Consider the following 20,308-nt stretch of genomic DNA (forward strand, 5'->3'; position numbering starts at 1 on the left):
AAGCGTCACTCGCTTTGCAGGCCGGAAAGCCCGTCTTTGCCGATGGCGCCGCGCCCGACCGCCTGGAGCATTTGCGCGCCCTCGATGAAGGTCAGCACTTCGCGCGCGCCTGCATGGGGGTCCGGGTCGCTTGCGGGCAGGTGATCGACGACCCATTCGAGCAGGCGGTCCATGATCGCCCCGGCAGCCGTCAAATAAGCCTCGTTCCCGCGCGCACAGCCGCCGACGATGTCCCACCAGATGCGGAAGAACGGCGCAAACTCCGGCCTTCCGGTGACTTCGAGTACCGTTTCGGCGCATGCACGGCGCGAGCTTGCCCGCCCCGCCGGAAAAGCCGTGTCGAGCGCAGCGGCGAACATCTCCGCCAGATGCGCAAGGACATCGGCGAGCAGCGCCTGCTTGTTGCCGAAATGATAGACCAGCATCCGGTCGCTCGTCCCCGCCGCCTTGGCAAGCGGGCGCAGGCTCGCATCGTTCAGCCCCTCCGCCAGCACATGCGCGGCAAGTTTCGGCAGGAGCGTTTCGCGGGACAGGGGCTGCTTTGCCATGAGGCACTTGTAGCGGGTGCTACATCGCGCTACAAGTGTAGCAGTCGCTACAACGAGTCGGGAGAAGTCCCATGTCCGCCTACATGATCCTGTTCCTCGCCGGTGCCGCCGTGATCGGCCCCGTCGTGCTTTATCTCGCCTTCGCGAAGGAGCCGAAAGGCAGCGCCGCATTCGCCGCCGCCATGTGCGGAGCCTTCGCCGGCTTCACCGCCGTCACGATAGGAACCGAAGGCGTGCTGCCGGTGATCGAAAACCACGCGAACAATTTGTGGGGCGTGCAGGTGTGGTACGACCTGCTGATCGCAGTGAGCATAGCGCTGCTGTTCGTGATCCCGCGCGCCCGTGCGGCAGGCATGAACGTGCCGCTTTGGGTCATCGCCGTGGGACTGACGGCAAGCATCGCGCTGCTCGCCATGGTCGCCCGCCTCTTCTGGCTCGAACATCGCCAGGCAGCGTCCGCCGAAGCGTAAGCGGCCTAGACGATCTCGCCCGTCACCGGATGGCCCGAGCGGTGCTTGCTCGGGTCTTTCTCGAAATCGAACTTGCGCCAACCCTCGCGGTCGCGGATCAGCGGCGCATTGCAACTATCGCAGCGGGTCCTGAAACTCAGCCCATCATGCCATACGCGCCGCCTGTCGACAGCATGGCCCGACAGCCGGCAAGCCAGCTTACCCAACACCGATATTCTCCTGGTTCGACCCCGAACGGCCTGAGTCGGCCCGTTCGATATCAGCCTATTACCATAGATTTCGGTTCGCATGTTAGTTTTTCCTTCGGCCTGCAAACGTATTCGCTCGGTCGAAGTTGATGCGACAAAGCCGCTTGCCGTTCGCTTGGCGGATGGTTACGCAATCGCCCGATGTCGGGGCCCAGCGAGCAACCTGTCGATCCGTGGCGCTGGTGCCTGTTGTTGGCACTGGCTTTCGTCGCGCTTTCCTTCGTCCGCCTGGCGATCCCCTCGACCCCGCTGTTCGACGAGATCCACTACCTTCCCGCCGCGCGCGAGCTGATCGCGGACTGGGGCTGGGTCAATCGCGAGCACCCGACGCTCGGCAAGCAGATCATCGCACTCTCCATGTTGCTGTTCGGCGACGACAGTTCCGGCTGGCGCGTCATGTCGGCGCTGTTCGGCGGGCTGGCGCTGTTCGCCGGAATGCGCGCGCTGTGGTTCATGACGCTCTCGCGTTTCGCGACGCTGGCCTACGGTGTGTTGCTGGCAACCGGCTTTGCGCTGTTCGTCCATGCGCGCATCGCCATGCTCGACATCTTCATGGTCGCCTTTTTCCTCGTCGCACTGTGGCAATGCGCCGCAGCCGTGCGCGAGCCGGAGACCGGCCTGTGGCGCCTTGCAATCGCAGGCGTGATGATCGGCTTCGCGATGGGATCGAAGTGGAACGTGGTGTTCCTTGCCATGGTCCCGGGCCTCGCCTTCTTCGCCTTCCGCCTCGCTGCCGGACGGCGCAGGCTGTTCACCAGCCAGCGAGGCATGCCGATCCCCGGCATCGCGCTGTGGCAGGCGGCCCTGCTGCTCGGAGCCTTGCCGCTTTTCGCCTACTGGCTCACCTATTGGCCCGCCTATCTCGCCCCGATAAACCCCTTGCGGCCCGACGGCTTCGTCGCGCTCCACCGCGAGATCATGGCGCTGCAGGAATCGGTCAAGAAGCCGCATCCCTACCAGAGCACCGTGTTCGACTGGGTCTTCAACCTGCGCGCGATCTGGTATCTCTACGAGGATGTCGACGGGGCGCAGCGCGGCATCGTCCTGCTCGGCAATCCGCTGACCATGCTGGTCGGCCTGCCCGCGATGATCTGGGCCGCATGGGCCGGCATCTTCCGGCAGCGGTGGGACGCGCTGGCGGTCTTCGTGCTTTATGCGGTGAGCCTCGGCATGTGGCTCGTCGTCAACAAGCCGATCCAGTTCTACTACCACTACTTCCTGCCGAGCTGCTTCCTGCTCGCCGCCCTCGCCCTTGCGCTGGACGAGCTGCGCACGCGCGGCTGGGGCTGGGTTTCGTGGATCGTGCTCGCCGGATCGGTCGGCTTCTTCGTCTATTTCTACCCCATCATCAGCGCGATGAAGCTCGACGGGCTCTACAGCTTCCTCGCCTGGACCTGGCTTGAAGGCTGGCGCTAACGCCTAGTAGCGCCCCCAGACGACGCGGCTCGACAGCGCGTAGTTCCACACCGCGCCGATGACGATGCCGGCCAGCGCGGCGAGCACCCAGAACACGCCCTGCCCTTTGAGGAATCCCGCTACCGCGACATTGGCGAGCGCGCCGACCGCGCAGGTCGCGCAGAAGCCGAGCCAGCCTGCAAGGATCGCGCTCGCGCCCTTCAGTCGCTGGTCGCGGTAGGTCAGCCAGTTGTTGAGCCAGAAATTGAACGTCATCGCGCCGAAGGTCGCCAGCGCCTGCGAGGGCACGAAGGCGACGGCCAGCTCGCGGAACAGAAGCGCGAGGATCGCCATGTGCACGCCGACGCCAAGCGCGCCGACCGTGCCGAACAGGGCGAAGCGGGTCGGGATGACGCGGCCGAACGTGCGCTCATACAAACCGATGAGGAATTCGAAAGCGACCGCGCGGTCGAGCTTACTCTCCCCGCAGCGCCGCTCGGCGAATTGCAGCGGGACTTCGCGAATACGCAGCCGCTCTGGCGAGGTCGCGAGGATGTCGAGCAGGATCTTGAAACCGACCCCCGACAGGCGCGGTGCGAGCGCGCGCGCGCGGCTCGTCTCGAGCAGGAAGAACCCGCTCATCGGGTCGGTGAGGTCGACGCCGGTGATGCGCCGCGCGATGCGGTTGGCCCAGCCCGATGCCTTTTCGCGCCGTGCGCTGGCGAGCCCGGCTGCGCTGCCGCCTTCGACGAAGCGGCTGGCGACGGCGACATCGGCCTCGCCCGATTTCACCGCTTCGAGCATGGTGCGCAGCAGCGCCGGGTCGTGCTGGTGGTCGGCGTCCATCACCGCCACGTAAGGAGCTGCGGTCGCGCACATGCCCTCGATCGCCGCCGAGGCGAGACCGCGCCGTCCGATGCGGTGGATCACCCGGATGCGGCTATCGGCCAGCGCCAGATTGCGCGCTGCATCAGCCGTGCCGTCGGCGCTGTCGTCGTCGACGATGACGATTTCCCAGCCCTCCGGCCCCAGCGCATCCTCGATCCGGTTGACCAGCGGCGCGATGTTCTCGCGCTCGTCCAGTGTCGGCAGGATGATGGCGAGGTCGAGCATGGCGAGCGGCCTTAAAGCCGTTCGACCACCGCGTCACCGATTTCCTTGGTCGATGCCGTCCCGCCGAGGTCTGCACCGAGCACACCGTCGGCAACCGCCTTCGCGACCGCCGCCTCGATGCGGGCGGCATCCTCCTCGCGGCCGAAGCTGTGGCGCAGCATCATCGCGGCCGAGAGGATCGTCGCCATCGGGTTGGCGATCCCCTGCCCTGCGATGTCGGGCGCGCTGCCGTGGATCGGTTCGTAGAGGCCGAAGGTGCCGTGCGCGGTCATCCGCTCGCCGAGCGAGGCGCTCGCCAGCAGGCCGATCGAGCCGACGCACATGCTCGCCTGGTCGGACAGGATATCGCCGAAGAGGTTGCCGGTGACGACGACGTCGAACTGGCCCGGATTGCGCACAAGCTGCATCGCGGCGTTGTCGACATACATGTGGCTGAGCTCGACATCGGGGTACTCGCCCGCGACCTCGCACACGACATCGCGCCACAGCTGGCTGGTTTCGAGCACGTTCGCCTTGTCGACACTGCACAGGCGGCCCTTGCGGCCCTGCGCGGCGCGGAAGGCCGTGTGGGCGATGCGCCGGACCTCGCTTTCGCTGTAGGACATCATGTCCCACCCCTCGCGCTCGCCGCCCGGCGTTTCGCGCATGCCCTTGTCGCCGAAATAGACGTCGCCATTGAGCTCGCGAACGATGAGGAGGTCGATTGCGCGGGCGACTTCGGGCTTCAGAGCGGAGGCATCCTCGAGGCCCGGAAAGACGTTCGCCGGGCGAAGGTTGGCGAACAGGCCAAGCTCGCTGCGCAGGCCGAGCACCGCCTGTTCGGGCCGCAGGTGGCGATCGAGGTTGTCGCAGGACGGATCGCCCACCGCGCCGAACAGGATCGCGTCGGCAGCGCGCGCCATGTCGAGTGTTTCTGCGGGCAGCGGATGACCATGGCGCTGGTAGGCGATCGCGCCGACATCGCCCTCGAACAGTGTCAGGCCCGGCAGGCGCAGGCTTTCGAGCACCCGCACGGCCTCGGCCATGACTTCCGTCCCGATTCCGTCGCCTGCAAAAATCGCTACTTTCATCGCACCATCCGCCCCAGTCGCTCGTACAGCATGATGCGGGCGGCCATAACATCGCCCCGCCGGTCGGCAAGAAGGTAGCGCTCGATCAGGGGGCCCTGGGCGGCAAAGATTTCCAGCAGCGGCTCAAGCTCCGCTTCGGCAGGAGGCGGACCGCCCCCGTAGCCGAGCTCGCGCAGCAGCAGCGCCTCATAAGCGATCAGCCCGCGCAGCCAGTCGCGCGCCGAGCCTGCATTACAGATCGCATCGAGCAGCGCGCCGAGCGCGCTGTAGAGCGTGGGATAGGGATTGCGTTCCGGCAGCGCGGTGGCGGTGAGCGCAGTCGCCCAGCCGATCGCGGCGGCAGGCAAAGGCTCGGCCAGCCAAGGACCACGGCTCTGCACGAGCTCGACCTTGGCGAAGGGAAGCTGGCTGTCGGATTTTGCGCGCAAGTCGACTTCGACGAGGTTGCCGGGAATGACCACCGGGCGCAGCTGCCGCCCGCGCCCGCCCGCGACATAGCCCGCGACTAGCCCATGCTCTTCGGTCAGCATCCTTGCGATGACGGCTGTCTCGCCATGCGAGCGCGCGGCGAGAAGGATGGCAGGGGCGCGCAGGTTCATCGCGCCGCGCCCTTACTTGGAAGCGAGCTTCGCCTCCAGCTCGGCGAGGCGTTCGCTGAGCTTTTCGTTTTCTTCCCGCGCCTTGGAAGCCATTTCCTTCACCGCGTCGAATTCCTCGCGGCTGACGAAATCCATTCCGCCCATCGCTTCCTTGACCCGCTCACGGGCGCTCTCGCGCGCCTCGCGGGTCATGCCGGCAAAGGTGCCAGCCGCGCTGTTGGCGAGTTTGACGAAGTCGGCGATCAAAGGGTTTTGGCTTTGCATCTCGCCCAGATGGGACGAGATGCCGTTTTTGTCTAGCCTCAAGCGCCGGCGGGGCCATCCGGCCCCTTGGCTATCCTCGCTCATGCGACCTTGCGGTCGCGTCGCTGCGGGCGGGCAGTCGCCCTTGCGGCCCTGGGCGGGCCGGGCCAGGCCTAGCCGGTCAGCAAGCCACCAACCCTTCTAAAACTCGATCCGCTGGACCGACTGGGTCGGTGCCTGTCCGTCCGCTTCCGGGTTGAGGCGCAGGAACTCGTAATTGAGCACGCTCGCGAAGCCGACCCACGCGAGATAGGGAATGAGCAGCGCCCCGGCGAGCGCACGAATGCGCCAGAAGGCGACGATAGTCGCGATCAGCGCAATTGCCAGCAGGCCGAGGACGATCAGTCCGCCGGTCATCTGGTAGGCGCCGAAGAACACCGGCGTCCACGCGATGTTGAGCGCGAATTGCACCACGAAAAGGATGATCGCCAACGTGCGCCCCTTCGCCCCCCAGGCCGCGCAGATCAGCGCCAGTGCAAGGCCCATCATCACGTAGAGGATCGTCCACACGATCCCGAACCAGATCGGGTCGGGAAAGATCGAGGGCTTCACGAGCGACTGGAACCACGCGCTGTTCGGGCTGCCGAACTGGCCGGAGAGGAAACCCAGCAGCACGCAGGTCGGCACGGTGAACAGGGCCCAGCGAATGAAGCTGGCGCGCAATTGTCCTTTCGATGCGAGGACGCTCATGAATTCTCCCGGTCCGATTCGCGGAAAAAGGATATTGGCGGGGCGACAGGCGGGCCGCAATGCCGCTTACCATAGTGTTCCGCTGCGGGATGCTTGGAGATCAAACGGTTGCACCGCGGCGGGCGGAGATGAGGAACTCGACATTGCCTTCCGGCCCGGTGATCGGGCTCTGGACGATACCGTCGACCTGCCACCCCTCGCCTTCGAGCCAGTCGCGCACTTCGTCGCACACGCGCTGGTGCAGGGCCGGGTCGCTCACGACGCCCTTCTTGCCGACCTCCTCGCGCCCGACCTCGAACTGCGGCTTGATCAGCGCGACAAGCCGGCAGTCCGGCTCGGCGAGGCGAAGCGGCACTTCGAGCACTTTTTCGAGGCTGATGAAGGACGCATCGCACACCACCCAGCTATAGGGGCGGCCGATCATTTCGGACGTCAGGATACGTGCGCTGGTCTGTTCGAGCACGGTGACGCGCTCGTCCTGCCGCAGCTTCCAGGCGAGCTGGTTGGTTCCGCTGTCGACCGCGATCACATGCGCCGCGCCCTTCGTCAGCAGCACATCGGTGAAGCCGCCGGTCGAGCTGCCGACATCCATCGCGGTCACCCCGGCCGGGTCGAGGCCGAACTCCTCCAGCGCATGCGCTAGCTTGATCCCGCCGCGGCTAACCCACGGGTGATCGCGCCCGCGCACTTCGAGCGGTGCGTCCTCGGGCAATTGCTGACCGGGCTTCGACATCTTGGTCTCACCCGAGAACACCACGCCCGCCATCACCAGCGCCTGCGCGCGTGTGCGGCTTTCCACCAGCCCCCGCTGGACAAGCATTTGGTCGAGACGTGCCTTGCGCGCCATGCGAGCGCCGATAGAAGGGCACAGGCGTTCTTGCCAAGCGAAAGCGGCATGCTCGCGGAACTTTGCCGGTGTGAAAGGATTCGAAGAGGCAACAACATATGGCTGATCCGACGAAACTTTTCGCCCGCCGCTCGCGCATGCTGGTGGCCCTGCTCGCCCTCGGCGCTGCCTGCTGTGCGCCGCCCCCGCCGCCGATCGTGCAGGAACGCCCCCGGCCGGTCCCGACCCCGACGCCCACTCCTACGCCGCCGCCCGCAGTGGTAGAACCGGAGTACGACAACTGGGCCGACGCGCCGCAGACGCCGGGCGACTGGAGCTATGTCAGCGAACGCGGCGAGACGCTCGCCATCTACGGTGTCGCATCGAACGATCCCGCTTTCATCCTGCGCTGCAACCGGCAGACGCGGCGAGTCGGAATTGCGCGAGTCGGTGCGATCAACGTGTCCGTGCCGATGCGCATTCGCACCGAGACCGAGGAGCGCCTGCTGACCGTCACGCCGCTTCCCGGAGCAAGGGCGATGCTGACCACGGAGCTCGATCCGAACGACCGCCTGCTCGATGCGATGGCCTTCAGCCGCGGGCGCTTCGCGGTCGAGACCGCCGGGCTGCCGACGCTCTACCTGCCGTCCTGGCCGGAAGTGACGCGGGTGATCGAGGATTGTCGCTAGGCATTAAAAAGGCCGCACATTTCTGCGCGGCCACAATCATCAATTCTGACGTGGGAAAACTTTTTTTCAAGCCTTGTTTTCACATCCCATCCGACTCAAATTGACACTTGAGTTCAGCGGCGAACGCGAAACTCGGCCCCCGGTGATACGGACTGGGTCTTGGCTCTACAGCGCGAAAGGAGGTGATCCGATGTCTCATGGTTCAGCAGAGAGGTCGGCAAGTTTCCGCACGGAGCACTATCGGTAATTCCATACCCTTAGAGGCTTCGTGAGCGGCACTTCCTGGCCGCTGACCATGCGAAAGGCGGTACCTCCTACGGGCGAGGGCCGCCTTTCTCATTTCTGTGTTACGCGCCCCATCCGGGGCGCGATTTCCTCGCTCATGCGACCTGAAGGTCGCGTCGCTGCGGGCGGCCGGTCGGCCTTGCGGTCGCTGAGCGACCGTTTCCCCCTTTCAGACACGGTCTCGACGGGCACAGCGCCCCTCCGGATGGGGTGCGCAAAAAACAAACCCACCTCCAAACCAGCCACCGCTTGCGGAAAGCGAGCGCAGGATTTAACCGCGCAACATGGAATTCCAGACGATACCCCACCCCGCCCCCGTTCCGGGCGAGACGCGCCAGCAGGCTATTGCCGATCCGGGCTTCGGCACGCTGTTTACCGACCACATGGTCGAAATCGACTACGACGAAGCGAAGGGCGGCTGGTTCAGCGCCAAGGTCGGGCCGCGCCAGCCGATCACGCTCGATCCCGCTGCCGCGGTACTGCATTACGCGCAGGAAATCTTCGAGGGCATGAAAGCCTACCAGTACGAGGAAGGCGGTCTCGCCCTCTTCCGTCCGGAGGCGAATGCGCAGCGCTTCAATGCGAGCGCGCGCCGCATGGCGATGCCCGAACTGCCCGAAGAGCTGTTCCTCGAATCGATCCGCCAGCTGGTCGCGGTCGATCGCGAGTGGGTTCCGACTATCCCGGGCGGCGCGCTTTACCTGCGCCCCTTCATGTTCGCGACCGAGGCCTTCCTCGGCGTGCGCCCGGCCAAGCAGTACAAGTACCTGCTGATCGCCTCGCCGGTCGGCGGCTATTTCAAGTCGGGCCACTCGGCGGTGAAGATCTGGGTCAGCCGCAACTACACCCGCGCAGCCCCCGGCGGCACCGGCGCGGCGAAGACCGGCGGCAATTACGCGGCCAGCCTCGTCCCCCAGGCCGAAGGCATCGCCAACGGCTGCGACCAAGTCGTCTTCCTCGACGCGGTCGAGAAGAAGTGGATCGAGGAACTGGGTGGCATGAACCTGTTCTTCGTGTTCGACGACGGCACGGTCATCACCCCGCCGCTCACCGGCACGATCCTGCCGGGCATCACCCGCGACAGCCTGATCGCCCTGCTGCGCGAAGAAGGCCTCAACGTGCGCGAGGAGCCCTACAGCATCGACCAGTGGCGCGCCGATGCGACCAAGGGCAATCTCGTCGAGACGATGGCCTGCGGCACTGCTGCGGTCGTCACCCCGGTCGGCACGGTCGTCGGCCCGGATGGCGAGTTCACCATCGGCTCGGGCAGCGCCGGCCAGATCACCTCCAAGCTGCGCGAGCGCCTCGTCGGTATCCAGACCGGCAAGATCGCCGACAGCCACGGCTGGGTCACGAAGCTTCCCTGATATGACCGATCCGTCGCCGATCACCGTTGCGGCGCTCTACCAGTTCACGCCGTTCGAGGACCCGGCAGCGCTGCGTGAGCCGCTGCTCGCCCTGTGCGAGGAAGTGGGCGTGCGCGGCACGCTGCTGCTCGCCAGGGAAGGCATCAACGGCACGATCGCGGGCAGCGAGAACGCGATCGCCCGCGTGCTCGGCCATATCCGCTCGCTTCCCGGCTGCGCCGATCTCGACGTGAAGTTTTCCGGCGCGGACGAGATGCCCTTCAATCGCACCAAGGTCCGGCTGAAGCGCGAGATCGTCACCATGGGAGAGCCCGATATCGACCCGCGCGAAAGCGTCGGGCGCTATGTCGCGCCGGAGGACTGGAACGCGCTGATCGCCGATCCCGACACGCTCGTGATCGATACGCGCAACGATTACGAAGTCGCCATCGGCACCTTCCGCGGCGCGGTCGATCCCAAGACCGCGAGCTTCCGCGACTTCCCCGAATGGTTCCGCGCCCACCGCGAGGAATTGCTCGAGGGGAAGAAGAAGGTCGCGATGTTCTGCACCGGCGGTATCCGGTGCGAGAAATCGACCAGCTTCCTGCGTTCCGAAGGCGTGGACGAGGTCTATCACCTCAAGGGCGGCATCCTGAAATATCTCGAGGACGTGCCGGCCGAGAAAAGCCTGTGGGACGGTGAATGCTTCGTCTTCGACGAGCGCGTCGCAGTCGGCCACGGGCTTGAACAGGGCACCCATGCGCTGTGTCGCGCGTGCCGCAGGCCGGTCAGCGAAGAGGACATGGCCTCGCCCGCCTGGGTCGAAGGCGTCAGCTGCCCGCACTGCATCGACGAACGCGACGAAGCCCAGCGCGCCCGCTATGCCGAGCGCCAACGGCAGGAAGCGCTCGCGCGGAAGCGCGGCGATGCGCATGTCGGCAAGCGCCTGCCGACCAGCGGCTGAGCCTCCCGCCCAGCCGATAAGCCTAGTCGATACGCCTAGTCGATCCGGGGCCTGACCCGCTCGTCGTTCGCGAGGCTGGCGGCGATCTTCTCGTAATATTCCGGCCGGCGCGGATAGCGCACGGTGAGAAGCAGCACGAGGCTCGCCACCATGCCCGATCCGACAACGAGGAAGATGCTCTGCAGGCCGCCCATGCTCTCCGCGCGGCCGAGCATGAAGGCGCCGAAGGAAATGCCGAAATTGCTCACCGCCATGTAGATGGTGAACTGCGTCGCGGCGACCTTCGCATCGCATAGCCGCATCGAGACCGGTAGCAGCGCGACCGTCAGCAGCAGGTCGAGCGCGATCCACGCATAGACGAAGCCGATGAACAGCGCCGGATCGCTCCAGTACGGCATGGAGAGATACATCGTCCCGGCCATGAACAGCTGCACGACGAGCCAGCCGATCCCGGTCCGCTTGGCGCCGAACTTGTCGCCGAGCCAGCCGCCGAGCGTCAGGCAGAGCACGCCGGCGACAAGACCCGCAGTCGCGGTCAGCGCGGCGATTTCGCTCTCGTTCCAGCCGACATATTGCGCGCCGATCAGCGGCGTCACGCCGGTCATGCCGCCATAGAGCATCCCCCGGCCGAACAGCACCGGGAGCCACAGCAGGCTCTGCGATTTCACCAGTGACAGGAAGGTCGATTTGAGGATCGGCCACCATGCATCGGCCTGGATAGCGAGGTTGCGTTCATGCGCGGTGCCCTTGGTCCAAGGCAAGCGGCGCTCCCCTTCCCGCTCGCGGAACGCGATGATGTAGAGGCACAGCAGGAAGACCAGCGCGGCCACCAGCACATAGGCTGCCGGAGCGCCGTATGTCCCGATGACCGCGCCCGCCACCGCGGTCCCCGTCGCGATGCCGATGGATTGCCCGCCGAACATCATCCCGCTGCCGCGCGCGCGCTCGTCCTCTTCCATGATATCGACCGCGAGCCCGTCGACCGCGACATCCTGGAATGTCGTCGCGACGTTCAGCGCAAAGCCGATCCCGCCCAGCAGTGCCACGTCCGTATAGGTCGGGTTGAGGGCGATCGCGCCGAGCAGGACGAGGATCATCGCGCCCTGCGCACCGATCAGCCACACCCTGCGCCGTCCCATCGCGAGGAAGGTGTAGCGGTCCATGAAGAAGCCGTTCACCAGCTTGAGCGACCACGGCAGCGCGGTCAGCGCGACGACCGATCCGATGTCCGCCGCGCTTGCGCCATTGGCTGCCATCCACGCGGGTATCGCAAACCAGCTCAGCCCGATCGGCAGGCCCTGTCCGACATAGAGAATGAATAGCGTGAACAGCCGCAGCGGCCTGCTCCGCGATAGGATCAACGATTGCATGTGTCCGTCCCCTCGACACTGCGCGACCGCTGGAAGGGAGGAAACCGCGAACCGGGCCCGATGGATTGTATGGAAGCGACAGGGGCCGCTTTAAGTCGCCCCGCGCACCGCGAGCCCCGCATCGCATTTGCCCAGCCGCTCGCGGAAAGTGTCAATCAGCCAACTGGTCGCAGGGCCCGGCCTGCGGTCGCGCCGCCATAGCGCGCTGAGCGTATAATCGGCGCCGGGCTTCTCGGGCAGGTCGAGTTCGACAAGACGCCCTTCGGCGAGGTCGGCAGAGACCATGTGACGCGGCATGTTGCCCCAGCCGATGCCCTCGCGCAGCAGCGAATGCTTCGCGCCGAGGTCGGCGAGCCGCCAGCTTAGCGGGCTGAGGACCGAGAACTCGCGTCCCTCGGTCAGCTTCGAACGGTCTGACAGGATGAGCTGGAGATGCTCGCGGCTTTCTCCGGGCTTCACGCCCTTGCGCGCCAGCGGATGGTCGGGCGCGGCGACGGGTACGAGCTCGACCGCGCCGATCGCCTGGCGTTCGAGGTCGGGATGGTCGCCGAGCACCGGTCCACCCACCGCCAGTTCCGCCTCGCCGTCGAGCAGGCATGCCGCCACTGCGCCCAGCCCCTCGACATGGAGGCGCAGCGACACGGTCGGATACATCGTGCGAAATTCGCGCAGCACCTGCGCGGTCACTTCGCCGGGAAACATCACGTCGAGGACCAGCGAAACCTCGCTTTCAAGGCCCGCATGCAGGCTACGTGTCTTGGCGACCAGCGCATCGACCCCATCGGCGACCGCGCGTGCTTCGGGCAGCAGCCCCTCGCCCGCATCGGTCAGCACCGGCTTCTTCGATCCCTCGCGCTCGAACAGGGTCACGCCGAGCTGTGCCTCCATCTGCGCGATGCCGTAGCTGACGGCGGAAACCGCCCGCCCCATGCGCCGCGCAGCCGCGCCGAAGCTGCCTTCCTCCGCCACAGCGAGGAAGATGCGCAATTGGTCGAGGCTCGGCTCGCCCAGCTTCACTGTTCAGCTTTCTTGAACATTTCGAGCGATTTTATCTCACTTATCCGTTGGAACGACAAGGCCTATCTCGGCGTCGGAAAGCAAGACACTCCAACAGGAGATACGCCATGATCGAACTGCGACCCTTTGAAAGCCTCGGCGCCGCCAACCACGGCTGGCTCGATGCGCGCCACCACTTCTCCTTCGCCGGCTACCACGATCCCTCGCGGGTGAACTGGGGTGCGCTGCGCGTCTGGAACGACGACAAGATCGCCCCGAAGTCGGGCTTCCCGACCCATCCGCACAGCGACATGGAAATCATCACCTACGTCCGCAGCGGCGCGATCACGCACCGCGACAGCATGGGCAACGAAGGCCGTACCGAAGCGGGCGACGTGCAGGTGATGAGCGCGGGCAACGGCGTCCAGCACTCGGAATTCAACCTGGAGGACGAGGAAACCACGCTCTTCCAGATCTGGATCATCCCGAGCGAGCGCGGCGGCAGCCCGAGCTGGGGTGCGCGCAAGTTCCCCAAGGACGACCGCGCCGGCCAGTTCGTGCCCCTCGCCAGCGGCGCGGCGAACGACGATGACGCCCTTCCCATCCGCACCGATGCCCGTGTACTCGGTGCCACGGTGAAGGCCGGCGAAAGCGTGACCTACACGCCGCGCGATCCCTCGCGGCATCTCTACCTCGTCCCCGCGACCGGCAAGATCCGCGTCGAGAACGTCGAGGCGAAGGCGCGCGACGGTATCGCCATCACCCAGCAGGAAAGCGTGACCATCACCGCGATCGAGGACAGCGAACTCGTCCTCGTCGACGCGGCCTGACGCAAACGCGGAATACCCCGACGCTCCCCCTCCGATCCCCTCCTCCAACCCTTCGGAGGGGGAGCACCCCCAAGATTCACCAAGGAGCCACCACTCATGTCGAACATTCTCCACATCACCGCCAGCATCCGCGGCGCCGAATCCGTCTCCCGCTCGCTCAGCTCGACCATCGTTGCCGGCCTGCGCGACAAGACCGGCGCAACTGTCGTCGAGCGCGACCTGTCGGCCAACGACCTGCCCTTCGTCGATGCGGAGCGCTTCGCGGCGAACCTCGCTCCCTATGCCGAGCGCACGCCCGAACAGCAGGAACTGGCAGCCATCGCCGACCAGCTTATCGACGAACTGCAGCAGGCCGACACCATCGTCTTCGGCGTGCCGGTCTACAATTTCTCGGTTCCCGCTACCGTGAAGGCCTGGGCCGACCTCGTCGCCCGCGCTGGCACGACGTTCAAATACACGGAGAACGGCCCGGTCGGCCTGCTCGACGGGAAGAAGGTCTATATCGCGATCGCTTCGGGCGGGACGCCGGTCGATAGCGAGATCGACTTCATGACCCCGTGGCTGCGCCACTTCCTCGGCTTCCTCGGCATCACCGACATCGAGACCGTCGCAGCCGACGCGATCATGGGCGCAGGCGGCGAAGAGCGTATCGCCGAAGCCAGCGCCGAAGCGCAGAAGCTGGCCGCCTGACAGCGGCTCGATAGTTCGAAAGAGAGGGCCGGGGCGATGCTCCGGCCCTTTTTCATGTGCGCTAATCCTGCGGCGGGTTCACGACATTGTATTCGAGCGCTTCGGCCGGGCTGAGGCAGTAGCGTTCGCCATCACCGCCCTTCCCGCCGGTCGCGAGTTGCCGGTACATGATATCGGTCAGCAGCTTGCGGCTGAGGCCCATCCTGATGAGGAAATCATTGTCCTCGCTCGCCAGCAGGGCGGAGAGCTGCTCGATCTCGCCGATCAGCTCGACCGTGTCCTCCGTCCCCTTGTCGACCGATTCCGCGATGACTTCGCGCTGGCCGGTATGGGTGAACATGTGGACCATGAAGATCCCGCCCGGTTCGATTTCCCGGCTGAGCCCGCCCATGAAAACGAAGTTGCACGCGGAGAAGCATGTCCAGCCACTCGGAATGCGGGTCGGCAGGAACAGTTCGCGAATGACCTTGCCCGCCTCGTTCCCGGCACGTGCATCCCCGCCGCGCGAGCGGACCCAGACTTCCTCGATCGTCTCGTCTGCCGAGAGCACGTCGTAGAGGCGGTCGGGCAGGACCGGATCGATCACGCCTTCGGCCAGCAGCACGCGTTTCCCGTCGCGCTCGACCGGGGTCAGCTTCATCGGGCTGGCCGGACCCCAGTTCGGCTCTTTCGGGCAGGTCGGATTGTCCGGGTCCTTCGCGCCCGCGTTCGACATGAGCAGCAGCGCCGCTGCCAGAACTGCGGGAATGCGACCGGACCGGATCATGCGACGATCGAATAGCGCCGCGAGCCCGGCGGACGGCACATACGCTTGTTTGCCTTCGTCTCTTCCCCGTTCACGATGATGACGTCGGTCACCGTTATGCAGTCGAGCTCGCTGCCGGTATCCTCGCGCGAGGTCACGGTCGACGTGCCGCTCACCCCGTCGCGCGTTTCCGATTTCCACGATGCGGACGAACCGATAGCCGGGCGGCTTTCGACCGGGTCGCCGCCATCCTCGTCTTCGCCATCGGGCAGGACCGATCGCGTGGCGCGCAGGGTCGCATCGGCGGCGAGCTTCTGCTCTTCGGGATCGAGCTTGCAGGCGATTTCGGTGCTGATCTGGTCGGAGAATTCGCCCACGGGCGCAAATCTCGAGAGGCCGGTTTCATTGCCGGCGCGACGTGCGGTCCGCCCGAATATGCCCCCGAGGATTCGGCTGCCGGCGGACTTTTTCTCGCCCTCTTGCGCGCAGCCATCGTCGCTCGCCCTGGCATCGTCGACCACATTGCGCACGTCGCGCGGCAGGAGTCCGCCGAACTGCGCCTGTGCCGGAGCGGCCGTCATGGCCGCTACCGCGAGCCAAGCAAGGCTCAAGCGCAGTGTCCTCATCGAATTGCGAAGCATCGGTTCGCTGCCTCCCAAACACATGATATTTCACATGGCGGGGGTCGCGACTTGGAAAAAGCCGACACTTTTGCCGCTTTTGCCCGCTCAGCTGTCGGGCAGGCCGTCCTTCAGTTCCTGCAGCCAGAGATCGGCCACGGCATCGCTCGGCGCGCGCCAGTCGCCGCGTGGCGAGAGCGCCCCGCCCGCGCTCACCTTCGGCCCGTTCGGCAGCGCGCTGCGCTTGAACTGGCTGAACTGGAAGAAGCGCCAGAGGAATTTCTCGAGCCAGTGGCGGATCGTCGCGAGGTCGTATTCGCCCTTGCGTTCGTCCGGGAAACCCTCGGGCCATTCGCCCGCCTTCACATCGTGCCATGCATGCCAGGCGAGGAAGGCGACATGGCTCGGCTTCTGCCCCCAGCGGATGATGTGGTGGAGGAAGAAGTCGTTGAGCGCATAGGGGCCGATGGTGCTCTCGGTGCTCTGGATTTCGCCGTCCGCACCGGCGGGCACGAGCTCGGGCGAAATCTCGGTATCGAGGATCGAGAGCAGGATTTCATCGGTCGCATCGTCGAACTGGTGCGTCGTGGTGGTCCAGCGGATGAGATACTGGATCAGCGTCTTCGGCACGCCCGAATTGACGTTGTAGTGGCTCATCTGGTCGCCCACGCCATAGGTGCACCAGCCGAGCGCGAGTTCGGAAAGGTCGCCCGTCCCGATAACCCAGCCGCCATGCTGGCCCGACAGGCGGAACAGGTAATCGGTGCGCAGGCCCGCCTGCACATTCTCGAAGGTCACGTCGTAAACCGGCTCGCCATCGGCGAAGGGGTGGCCGATGTTCTCCAGCATCATCGTCGCGGTCGGCTTGATGTCGATTTCCTCGGCGGTGATGCCGAGCGCTTCCATCAGCTTCCACGCGTTCGACCTGGTAAGATCCGAAGTGCCGAAACCCGGCATGGTATAGCCGCGGATCGTAGTGCGCGGCAGGCCAAGCTCGTCGCATGCCTTGGCCGCGACGATCAGCGCATGGGTGCTGTCTAGCCCGCCGGAAATGCCGATAACGAGCGACTTCGGGTTGGTCGCCTCGATCCGGCGGATGAGGCCGGAGACCTGGATGTTGAACGCCTCGTAGCAATCCTCGTCCAGCTTGTGCTGGCGGTTGGGCACGAAGGGATAGCGCCGTACGGGGCGCTCTAGCCCGATATCGCCGCCTGCCGGTTCGTGGTCGAAGCTGACCGTGCGATACCAGTCTTCCGGCCTGCCATCGGCTTCGGCGGCATCGTTGAACGTGCCCATCCGCATGCGTTCATTGAGGATGCGCTGGCAGTCGACATCGGCGATGCAGAGTTCGGGCCGGCGGTCGAAGCGCACGCTTTCGACCAGCTCGTCGCCAAGTTCAAAGATCATGCCCTGCCCGTCCCACGCCATGTCGGTCGTGCTCTCGCCATAGCCGCTCGCCGAATAGGCATAGGCGCACGCGCCGCGCGCGCTGCTTGCACGGCACAACAGGTGGCGCTCGTCCGACTTGCCGATGGTGATGTTGGAGGCCGAGAGGTTGAGGACGATGGTCGCACCGGCCAGCGCGGCACGGATGCCGGGCGGGTTCGGAGCCCAGTAATCCTCGCAAATCTCGATCCCGAAGCTGAAACCGGGGATGGTCGGATGGGCGAAGATCACGTCGGTCCCGAAGGGCACGCTCGCCCCGCAGATGTCGAGTGTCAGCCCGATGCATTCGTGACCGCGCGCGAACCAGCGCTTCTCGTAATACTCGCGGTAGTTCGGCAGGAAGCTCTTGGGCACGATGCCGAGGATTTCGCCGCGGCAGATCGCCAGCGCGCAATTGTAGACCCGGCCGTTGCGGCGCAGCGGCGCGCCGATGACGAGTACGGTCGCTATCTCCCGGCTTGCCTCGACGATATTCGCCAGATGCGTCTCGACCGCTTCGAGCAGCGCGGTCTGCATGTGCAAATCGTCGATCGCGTAGGAGGACAGGCACAGCTCGGGATAGAGCAGCAGGTCGACGTTCTGCGCGTCCGCCTTGCGCGCTTCCTCGAGTATCCCTTCGGCGTTGTAGGCCACGTCGGCGGTGCGCACCTTGGGCGTGCTCGTCGCGACGCGGACGAAGCCGTGGGTATGCAAATCGTAGAACGGATGGGTGTCGCTCATTCGCGAGGGGCCTTTCGCTTTGCGAGGCGTGGTTCGGTCCGCCGGTTCGAGCCAGTCGGCTGGCTCGCAAATACCGAGATCGGCGAGGCGTTTCTGCACGGCGGCGCGGGCGATCTTGCCCTTCGCCTCCCAGCCGTAGACCGTTCGGCTCGGCCAGGGCTTCGGCTCGCCATAGCGCGCGCCGAATTCTTCCGCCGAAAGCGGCGGCTTTTTCGCCTCGCGCCAATGGCGGATTTTCTGGCCGGCCTTATGCATGCACCTCTAGTATCCTGAAAGGATACCGGCGGTCAATCAGGCTGCGAGCAATTCCTGCGCGGCGGGCGCTTCATGCAGCAATTCGATCAGCCCGCGTTCGTGCCGCGTCTGGTATTTCGTCTTGCGCGGAAGGACCAGACCCTCGCGCCATTCCTCGAAGCCGTTGCTGCGCGAGAGAATGTCGATCACCGCCGGGTGGATGTAGCTCTTGCGAGCGATAGCGGGCGTGTTGCCGAGCTTGTCGGAAACTTCCTCCAGCATGGCGCTGATCGTCGGCTCCTCCTTCGCCTCGCACAGCAGGCCGAAGCCGAGGACGCTGGCGTGCCAGGTGCGGAAGTTCTTGGCCGTGAATTCCTCGCCCATTGTTTCGCGCAGGTAAGCGTTGACGTCGCTGCTGCAGAGTTCGCAGCGGTTTCCGTCGGCGTCGTAGTACTGGAACAGGTGCTGTCCCGGCACGTCGCGCGCATCCTGCACCGCGCGCGCCAAATGCTCGTCGACCAGCGTCACGTCGCGTTCCTTGCCGCCCTTGCCGACGAAGTGGAAGCGCACCGTGTCGCCTTCGATCAGCGCATGTCGGTCGCGCAGAGTGGTCGCGCCGAAGCTCTTGTTGGTCTTCTTGTAAATCTGGTTGCCGATCCGCACGAAGCCCATGTCGAGCAGGCGCACGACAGCCGCCAGCACGCGCTCGCGGGTGGGACGGTCGCCCTTGATGTCTTCTTCCACCCGCTTGCGCACAAGTGGCAGGAGTTCGCCGAAGGCGAGGCACCCGTCGAACTTCTCGCCTTCCTTCATGACGCGGAAATCGGGGTGGTAGCGGTACTGCTTGCGCCCCTTGTCGTCATAGCCGGTGGCGAGGATGTGACCGTTCGGCGCGGGGCAAAACCATGCGTCGGTATAGGCAGGCGGCAGTGCGATCGCATTGAGCCGGTCGCGCTCCTTGCTGTCTTTGATAAGCGCTCCCTTGGGATCGTAATAGGACCAGCCGGTGCCCGAGCGCTTGCGGCTGATGCCTGGCAGGCTGTCATCGACGAAGATGAGATCGGAAGGGTCAGACGCCATGGCGCATCAACTGCCTGAAAGCGCAGCCGGTTCCTTCGGTTCGTCGCAATTTGCTCCCGTGAAGTTCGGCCACCCGGCCTGAAAGCAATCCTGCGCGCGCTTGCGCTTGCGGTAGCAAACCGCCACCCCAAGTCGAACAGCCTTGCACAGCCAAGCCGACAGGAGCGCAAACGACGATGGCCGATCCCACCTACACCCCGCCCAAGGTCTGGACCCACGATGCCGAGAACGGCGGGCGCTTCGCCAGCATCAACCGGCCGACCGCCGGTGCGCGCGAGGACAAGGACCTGCCGGTCGGCGAACACGACTTCCAGCTCTACTCGCTCGCCACGCCCAACGGGGTGAAGGCGACGGTCATGTTCGAGGAATTGCTCGAAGCCGGTTTTTCGGATGCCGAATACGATGCGTGGACGGTCAATATCGGCGACGGGGTGCAGTTCACCTCCGGCTTCGTCGACCTCAACCCCAACAGCAAGATCCCGACCATGCTCGACCGCAGCGGCGATGAACCCGTTCGCGTGTTCGAAAGCGGGGCGATCCTGATGCACCTCGCCGAGAAGTTCGGCGCCTTCCTGCCAACCGATCACACGCGCGCCGAAGTGCTGAGCTGGCTGTTTTGGCAGGTCGGCAGCGCGCCCTTCATCGGGGGCGGTTTCGGCCATTTCTACGCCTATGCGCCGGAGAAATACGAGTACCCGATCAACCGCTACGCGATGGAAACCAAGCGCCTGTTCGACGTCGCCGACCAGCGTCTCGCCAGGTCGCAATATCTCGGCGGCGACGAATACACGATCGCCGACATCGCGACCTTCCCGTGGCTCGCACCCTTTGTGACCGGCGGGATCTACAACGACGCGAAGACCTTCCTCTCGATCGACGAATACGAGCATGTCGGACGCTGGGCGCGCGAAATCCTTGACCGCCCGGCCGTGCGCCGCGGCCGCATCGTCAACAAGGCCTGGGGCGAGGAGGACGAGCAACTGCTCGAGCGCCACTCGGCCGCCGATTTCGAAGGCAAGAAAATCTGACCG

22 protein-coding genes are annotated in these 20,308 nt (G+C 65.5%); 8 read left to right on the plus strand and 14 right to left on the minus strand.

Translation table 11 applies throughout. From position 1 onward, the window contains the following. Positions 1–5 precede the first annotated feature (5 nt). Positions 6–548: a TetR/AcrR family transcriptional regulator gene (locus tag EO245_RS11145; RefSeq protein ID WP_234026885.1), complete on the minus strand. Its 543-nt coding sequence runs from the start codon at positions 546–548 to the stop codon at positions 6–8. Positions 549–619: 71 nt separating this feature from the next. Between EO245_RS11145 and EO245_RS11150 the strand changes: the two genes are divergently transcribed. After that, entirely contained in the window at positions 620–1,018 is a 399-nt protein-coding gene (locus tag EO245_RS11150; RefSeq protein WP_128892996.1) for a hypothetical protein, read from the plus strand. 5 nt (positions 1,019–1,023) lie between these two features. On the opposite strand, the gene EO245_RS11155 is transcribed toward EO245_RS11150, so the two are convergent. Beyond that, positions 1,024–1,224 carry a hypothetical protein gene (locus tag EO245_RS11155; RefSeq protein WP_128892997.1) on the minus strand — a complete coding sequence of 67 codons (201 nt, stop codon included), beginning with the start codon at positions 1,222–1,224 and terminating at the stop codon, positions 1,024–1,026. Positions 1,225–1,407: 183 nt separating this feature from the next. On the opposite strand from EO245_RS11155, the gene EO245_RS11160 reads away from it, so the two are divergent. Further along, positions 1,408–2,682, plus strand: coding sequence for a glycosyltransferase family 39 protein (locus tag EO245_RS11160; protein WP_128892998.1), 1,275 nt, complete (start codon positions 1,408–1,410; stop codon positions 2,680–2,682). Between the two features lie 3 nt (positions 2,683–2,685). Here the strand turns inward: EO245_RS11160 and EO245_RS11165 are convergent, their stop codons facing one another. The 6 genes from EO245_RS11165 to EO245_RS11190 all read right to left on the minus strand — a co-directional run bounded on the left by EO245_RS11165 (position 2,686) and on the right by EO245_RS11190 (position 7,283). Beyond that, on the minus strand, positions 2,686–3,774 hold the full coding sequence (locus tag EO245_RS11165; RefSeq protein ID WP_128892999.1) for a glycosyltransferase family 2 protein: 1,089 nt from the start codon (positions 3,772–3,774) through the stop codon (positions 2,686–2,688). An 11-nt stretch (positions 3,775–3,785) separates the two neighbouring features. Next, positions 3,786–4,844, minus strand: coding sequence for a 3-isopropylmalate dehydrogenase (gene leuB / locus EO245_RS11170; protein WP_128893000.1), 1,059 nt, complete (start codon positions 4,842–4,844; stop codon positions 3,786–3,788). Next, positions 4,841–5,443: a DNA repair protein RecO gene (recO, locus tag EO245_RS11175; RefSeq protein ID WP_128893001.1), complete on the minus strand. Its 603-nt coding sequence runs from the start codon at positions 5,441–5,443 to the stop codon at positions 4,841–4,843. The genes leuB and recO overlap by 4 nt, the downstream gene beginning before the upstream one ends. A gap of 12 nt (positions 5,444–5,455) precedes the next feature. Beyond that, positions 5,456–5,707: an accessory factor UbiK family protein gene (locus tag EO245_RS11180; protein ID WP_128893002.1), complete on the minus strand. Its 252-nt coding sequence runs from the start codon at positions 5,705–5,707 to the stop codon at positions 5,456–5,458. Positions 5,708–5,887: 180 nt separating this feature from the next. Next, positions 5,888–6,436, minus strand: a complete 549-nt coding sequence (locus EO245_RS11185) for a TspO/MBR family protein (protein ID WP_128893003.1) — start codon at positions 6,434–6,436, stop codon at positions 5,888–5,890. 100 nt (positions 6,437–6,536) lie between these two features. Then, positions 6,537–7,283, minus strand: coding sequence for a TlyA family RNA methyltransferase (locus tag EO245_RS11190; protein WP_128893004.1), 747 nt, complete (start codon positions 7,281–7,283; stop codon positions 6,537–6,539). A 98-nt stretch (positions 7,284–7,381) separates the two neighbouring features. Here EO245_RS11190 and EO245_RS11195 point away from each other — a divergent pair, with 98 nt between their 5' ends. The 3 genes from EO245_RS11195 to EO245_RS11205 all read left to right on the plus strand — a co-directional run bounded on the left by EO245_RS11195 (position 7,382) and on the right by EO245_RS11205 (position 10,546). Then, the gene (locus EO245_RS11195; RefSeq protein ID WP_128893005.1) at positions 7,382–7,951 is read left to right on the plus strand and encodes a hypothetical protein; all 570 of its coding nucleotides are present in this window, start codon (positions 7,382–7,384) and stop codon (positions 7,949–7,951) included. 569 nt (positions 7,952–8,520) lie between these two features. Next, positions 8,521–9,603 (plus strand): branched-chain amino acid aminotransferase, encoded by a 1,083-nt coding sequence (locus EO245_RS11200; RefSeq protein WP_128893006.1) that lies wholly within the window; start codon positions 8,521–8,523, stop codon positions 9,601–9,603. A 1-nt stretch (position 9,604) separates the two neighbouring features. Further along, a complete protein-coding gene (locus tag EO245_RS11205; protein ID WP_128893007.1) occupies positions 9,605–10,546 on the plus strand; it encodes a rhodanese-related sulfurtransferase in 942 nt (313 codons plus the stop codon). A gap of 35 nt (positions 10,547–10,581) precedes the next feature. On the opposite strand, the gene EO245_RS11210 is transcribed toward EO245_RS11205, so the two are convergent. After that, positions 10,582–11,916, minus strand: a complete 1,335-nt coding sequence (locus EO245_RS11210) for an MFS transporter (RefSeq protein ID WP_128893008.1) — start codon at positions 11,914–11,916, stop codon at positions 10,582–10,584. A 90-nt stretch (positions 11,917–12,006) separates the two neighbouring features. Continuing rightward, on the minus strand, positions 12,007–12,933 hold the full coding sequence (locus EO245_RS11215) for a LysR family transcriptional regulator (RefSeq protein ID WP_128893009.1): 927 nt from the start codon (positions 12,931–12,933) through the stop codon (positions 12,007–12,009). 107 nt (positions 12,934–13,040) lie between these two features. Here EO245_RS11215 and EO245_RS11220 point away from each other — a divergent pair, with 107 nt between their 5' ends. Together EO245_RS11220 and EO245_RS11225 are read left to right on the plus strand one after the other, a co-directional pair. After that, positions 13,041–13,742, plus strand: coding sequence for a pirin family protein (locus tag EO245_RS11220; RefSeq protein WP_128893010.1), 702 nt, complete (start codon positions 13,041–13,043; stop codon positions 13,740–13,742). A 96-nt stretch (positions 13,743–13,838) separates the two neighbouring features. Next, a complete protein-coding gene (locus EO245_RS11225) occupies positions 13,839–14,432 on the plus strand; it encodes an FMN-dependent NADH-azoreductase (RefSeq protein ID WP_128893011.1) in 594 nt (197 codons plus the stop codon). A 61-nt stretch (positions 14,433–14,493) separates the two neighbouring features. Here the strand turns inward: EO245_RS11225 and EO245_RS11230 are convergent, their stop codons facing one another. From EO245_RS11230 to EO245_RS11245, 4 genes are all read right to left on the minus strand, one after another. After that, the gene (locus EO245_RS11230) at positions 14,494–15,198 is read right to left on the minus strand and encodes a hypothetical protein (protein WP_128893012.1); all 705 of its coding nucleotides are present in this window, start codon (positions 15,196–15,198) and stop codon (positions 14,494–14,496) included. After that, entirely contained in the window at positions 15,195–15,788 is a 594-nt protein-coding gene (locus EO245_RS11235) for a hypothetical protein (RefSeq protein WP_128893013.1), read from the minus strand. Before EO245_RS11235 ends, EO245_RS11230 begins: the two co-directional genes overlap by 4 nt. Before the next feature lie 117 nt (positions 15,789–15,905). Beyond that, positions 15,906–17,963, minus strand: coding sequence for an NAD(+) synthase (locus EO245_RS11240; RefSeq protein WP_128893552.1), 2,058 nt, complete (start codon positions 17,961–17,963; stop codon positions 15,906–15,908). 291 nt (positions 17,964–18,254) lie between these two features. Further along, positions 18,255–19,277: a DNA topoisomerase IB gene (locus EO245_RS11245; protein ID WP_128893014.1), complete on the minus strand. Its 1,023-nt coding sequence runs from the start codon at positions 19,275–19,277 to the stop codon at positions 18,255–18,257. Positions 19,278–19,453: 176 nt separating this feature from the next. On the opposite strand from EO245_RS11245, the gene yghU reads away from it, so the two are divergent. Further along, positions 19,454–20,305, plus strand: coding sequence for a glutathione-dependent disulfide-bond oxidoreductase (yghU, locus tag EO245_RS11250; RefSeq protein WP_128893015.1), 852 nt, complete (start codon positions 19,454–19,456; stop codon positions 20,303–20,305). Positions 20,306–20,308 lie beyond the last annotated feature (3 nt).

The organism is Erythrobacter sp. HKB08 (assembly GCF_004114695.1).
GTDB lineage: Bacteria > Pseudomonadota > Alphaproteobacteria > Sphingomonadales > Sphingomonadaceae > Parerythrobacter_A.

Excerpts from the sequence above, each read along its gene's own strand:
- EO245_RS11160 (WP_128892998.1), top strand. The coding sequence starts at position 1,408 with ATGTCGGGGCCCAGCGAGCAACCTGTCGATCCGTGGCGCTGGTGCCTG.
- EO245_RS11230 (WP_128893012.1), bottom strand. The coding sequence starts at position 15,198 with ATGATCCGGTCCGGTCGCATTCCCGCAGTTCTGGCAGCGGCGCTGCTG.
- leuB (WP_128893000.1), bottom strand. The coding sequence starts at position 4,844 with ATGAAAGTAGCGATTTTTGCAGGCGACGGAATCGGGACGGAAGTCATG.
- EO245_RS11210 (WP_128893008.1), bottom strand. The coding sequence starts at position 11,916 with ATGCAATCGTTGATCCTATCGCGGAGCAGGCCGCTGCGGCTGTTCACG.
- EO245_RS11245 (WP_128893014.1), bottom strand. The coding sequence starts at position 19,277 with ATGGCGTCTGACCCTTCCGATCTCATCTTCGTCGATGACAGCCTGCCA.
- EO245_RS11195 (WP_128893005.1), top strand. The coding sequence starts at position 7,382 with ATGGCTGATCCGACGAAACTTTTCGCCCGCCGCTCGCGCATGCTGGTG.
- yghU (WP_128893015.1), top strand. The coding sequence starts at position 19,454 with ATGGCCGATCCCACCTACACCCCGCCCAAGGTCTGGACCCACGATGCC.
- recO (WP_128893001.1), bottom strand. The coding sequence starts at position 5,443 with ATGAACCTGCGCGCCCCTGCCATCCTTCTCGCCGCGCGCTCGCATGGC.
- EO245_RS11200 (WP_128893006.1), top strand. The coding sequence starts at position 8,521 with ATGGAATTCCAGACGATACCCCACCCCGCCCCCGTTCCGGGCGAGACG.
- EO245_RS11190 (WP_128893004.1), bottom strand. The coding sequence starts at position 7,283 with ATGGCGCGCAAGGCACGTCTCGACCAAATGCTTGTCCAGCGGGGGCTG.
- EO245_RS11165 (WP_128892999.1), bottom strand. The coding sequence starts at position 3,774 with ATGCTCGACCTCGCCATCATCCTGCCGACACTGGACGAGCGCGAGAAC.
- EO245_RS11145 (WP_234026885.1), bottom strand. The coding sequence starts at position 548 with ATGGCAAAGCAGCCCCTGTCCCGCGAAACGCTCCTGCCGAAACTTGCC.
- EO245_RS11185 (WP_128893003.1), bottom strand. The coding sequence starts at position 6,436 with ATGAGCGTCCTCGCATCGAAAGGACAATTGCGCGCCAGCTTCATTCGC.
- EO245_RS11220 (WP_128893010.1), top strand. The coding sequence starts at position 13,041 with ATGATCGAACTGCGACCCTTTGAAAGCCTCGGCGCCGCCAACCACGGC.
- EO245_RS11180 (WP_128893002.1), bottom strand. The coding sequence starts at position 5,707 with ATGCAAAGCCAAAACCCTTTGATCGCCGACTTCGTCAAACTCGCCAAC.
- EO245_RS11240 (WP_128893552.1), bottom strand. The coding sequence starts at position 17,963 with ATGAGCGACACCCATCCGTTCTACGATTTGCATACCCACGGCTTCGTC.
- EO245_RS11225 (WP_128893011.1), top strand. The coding sequence starts at position 13,839 with ATGTCGAACATTCTCCACATCACCGCCAGCATCCGCGGCGCCGAATCC.
- EO245_RS11150 (WP_128892996.1), top strand. The coding sequence starts at position 620 with ATGTCCGCCTACATGATCCTGTTCCTCGCCGGTGCCGCCGTGATCGGC.
- EO245_RS11205 (WP_128893007.1), top strand. The coding sequence starts at position 9,605 with ATGACCGATCCGTCGCCGATCACCGTTGCGGCGCTCTACCAGTTCACG.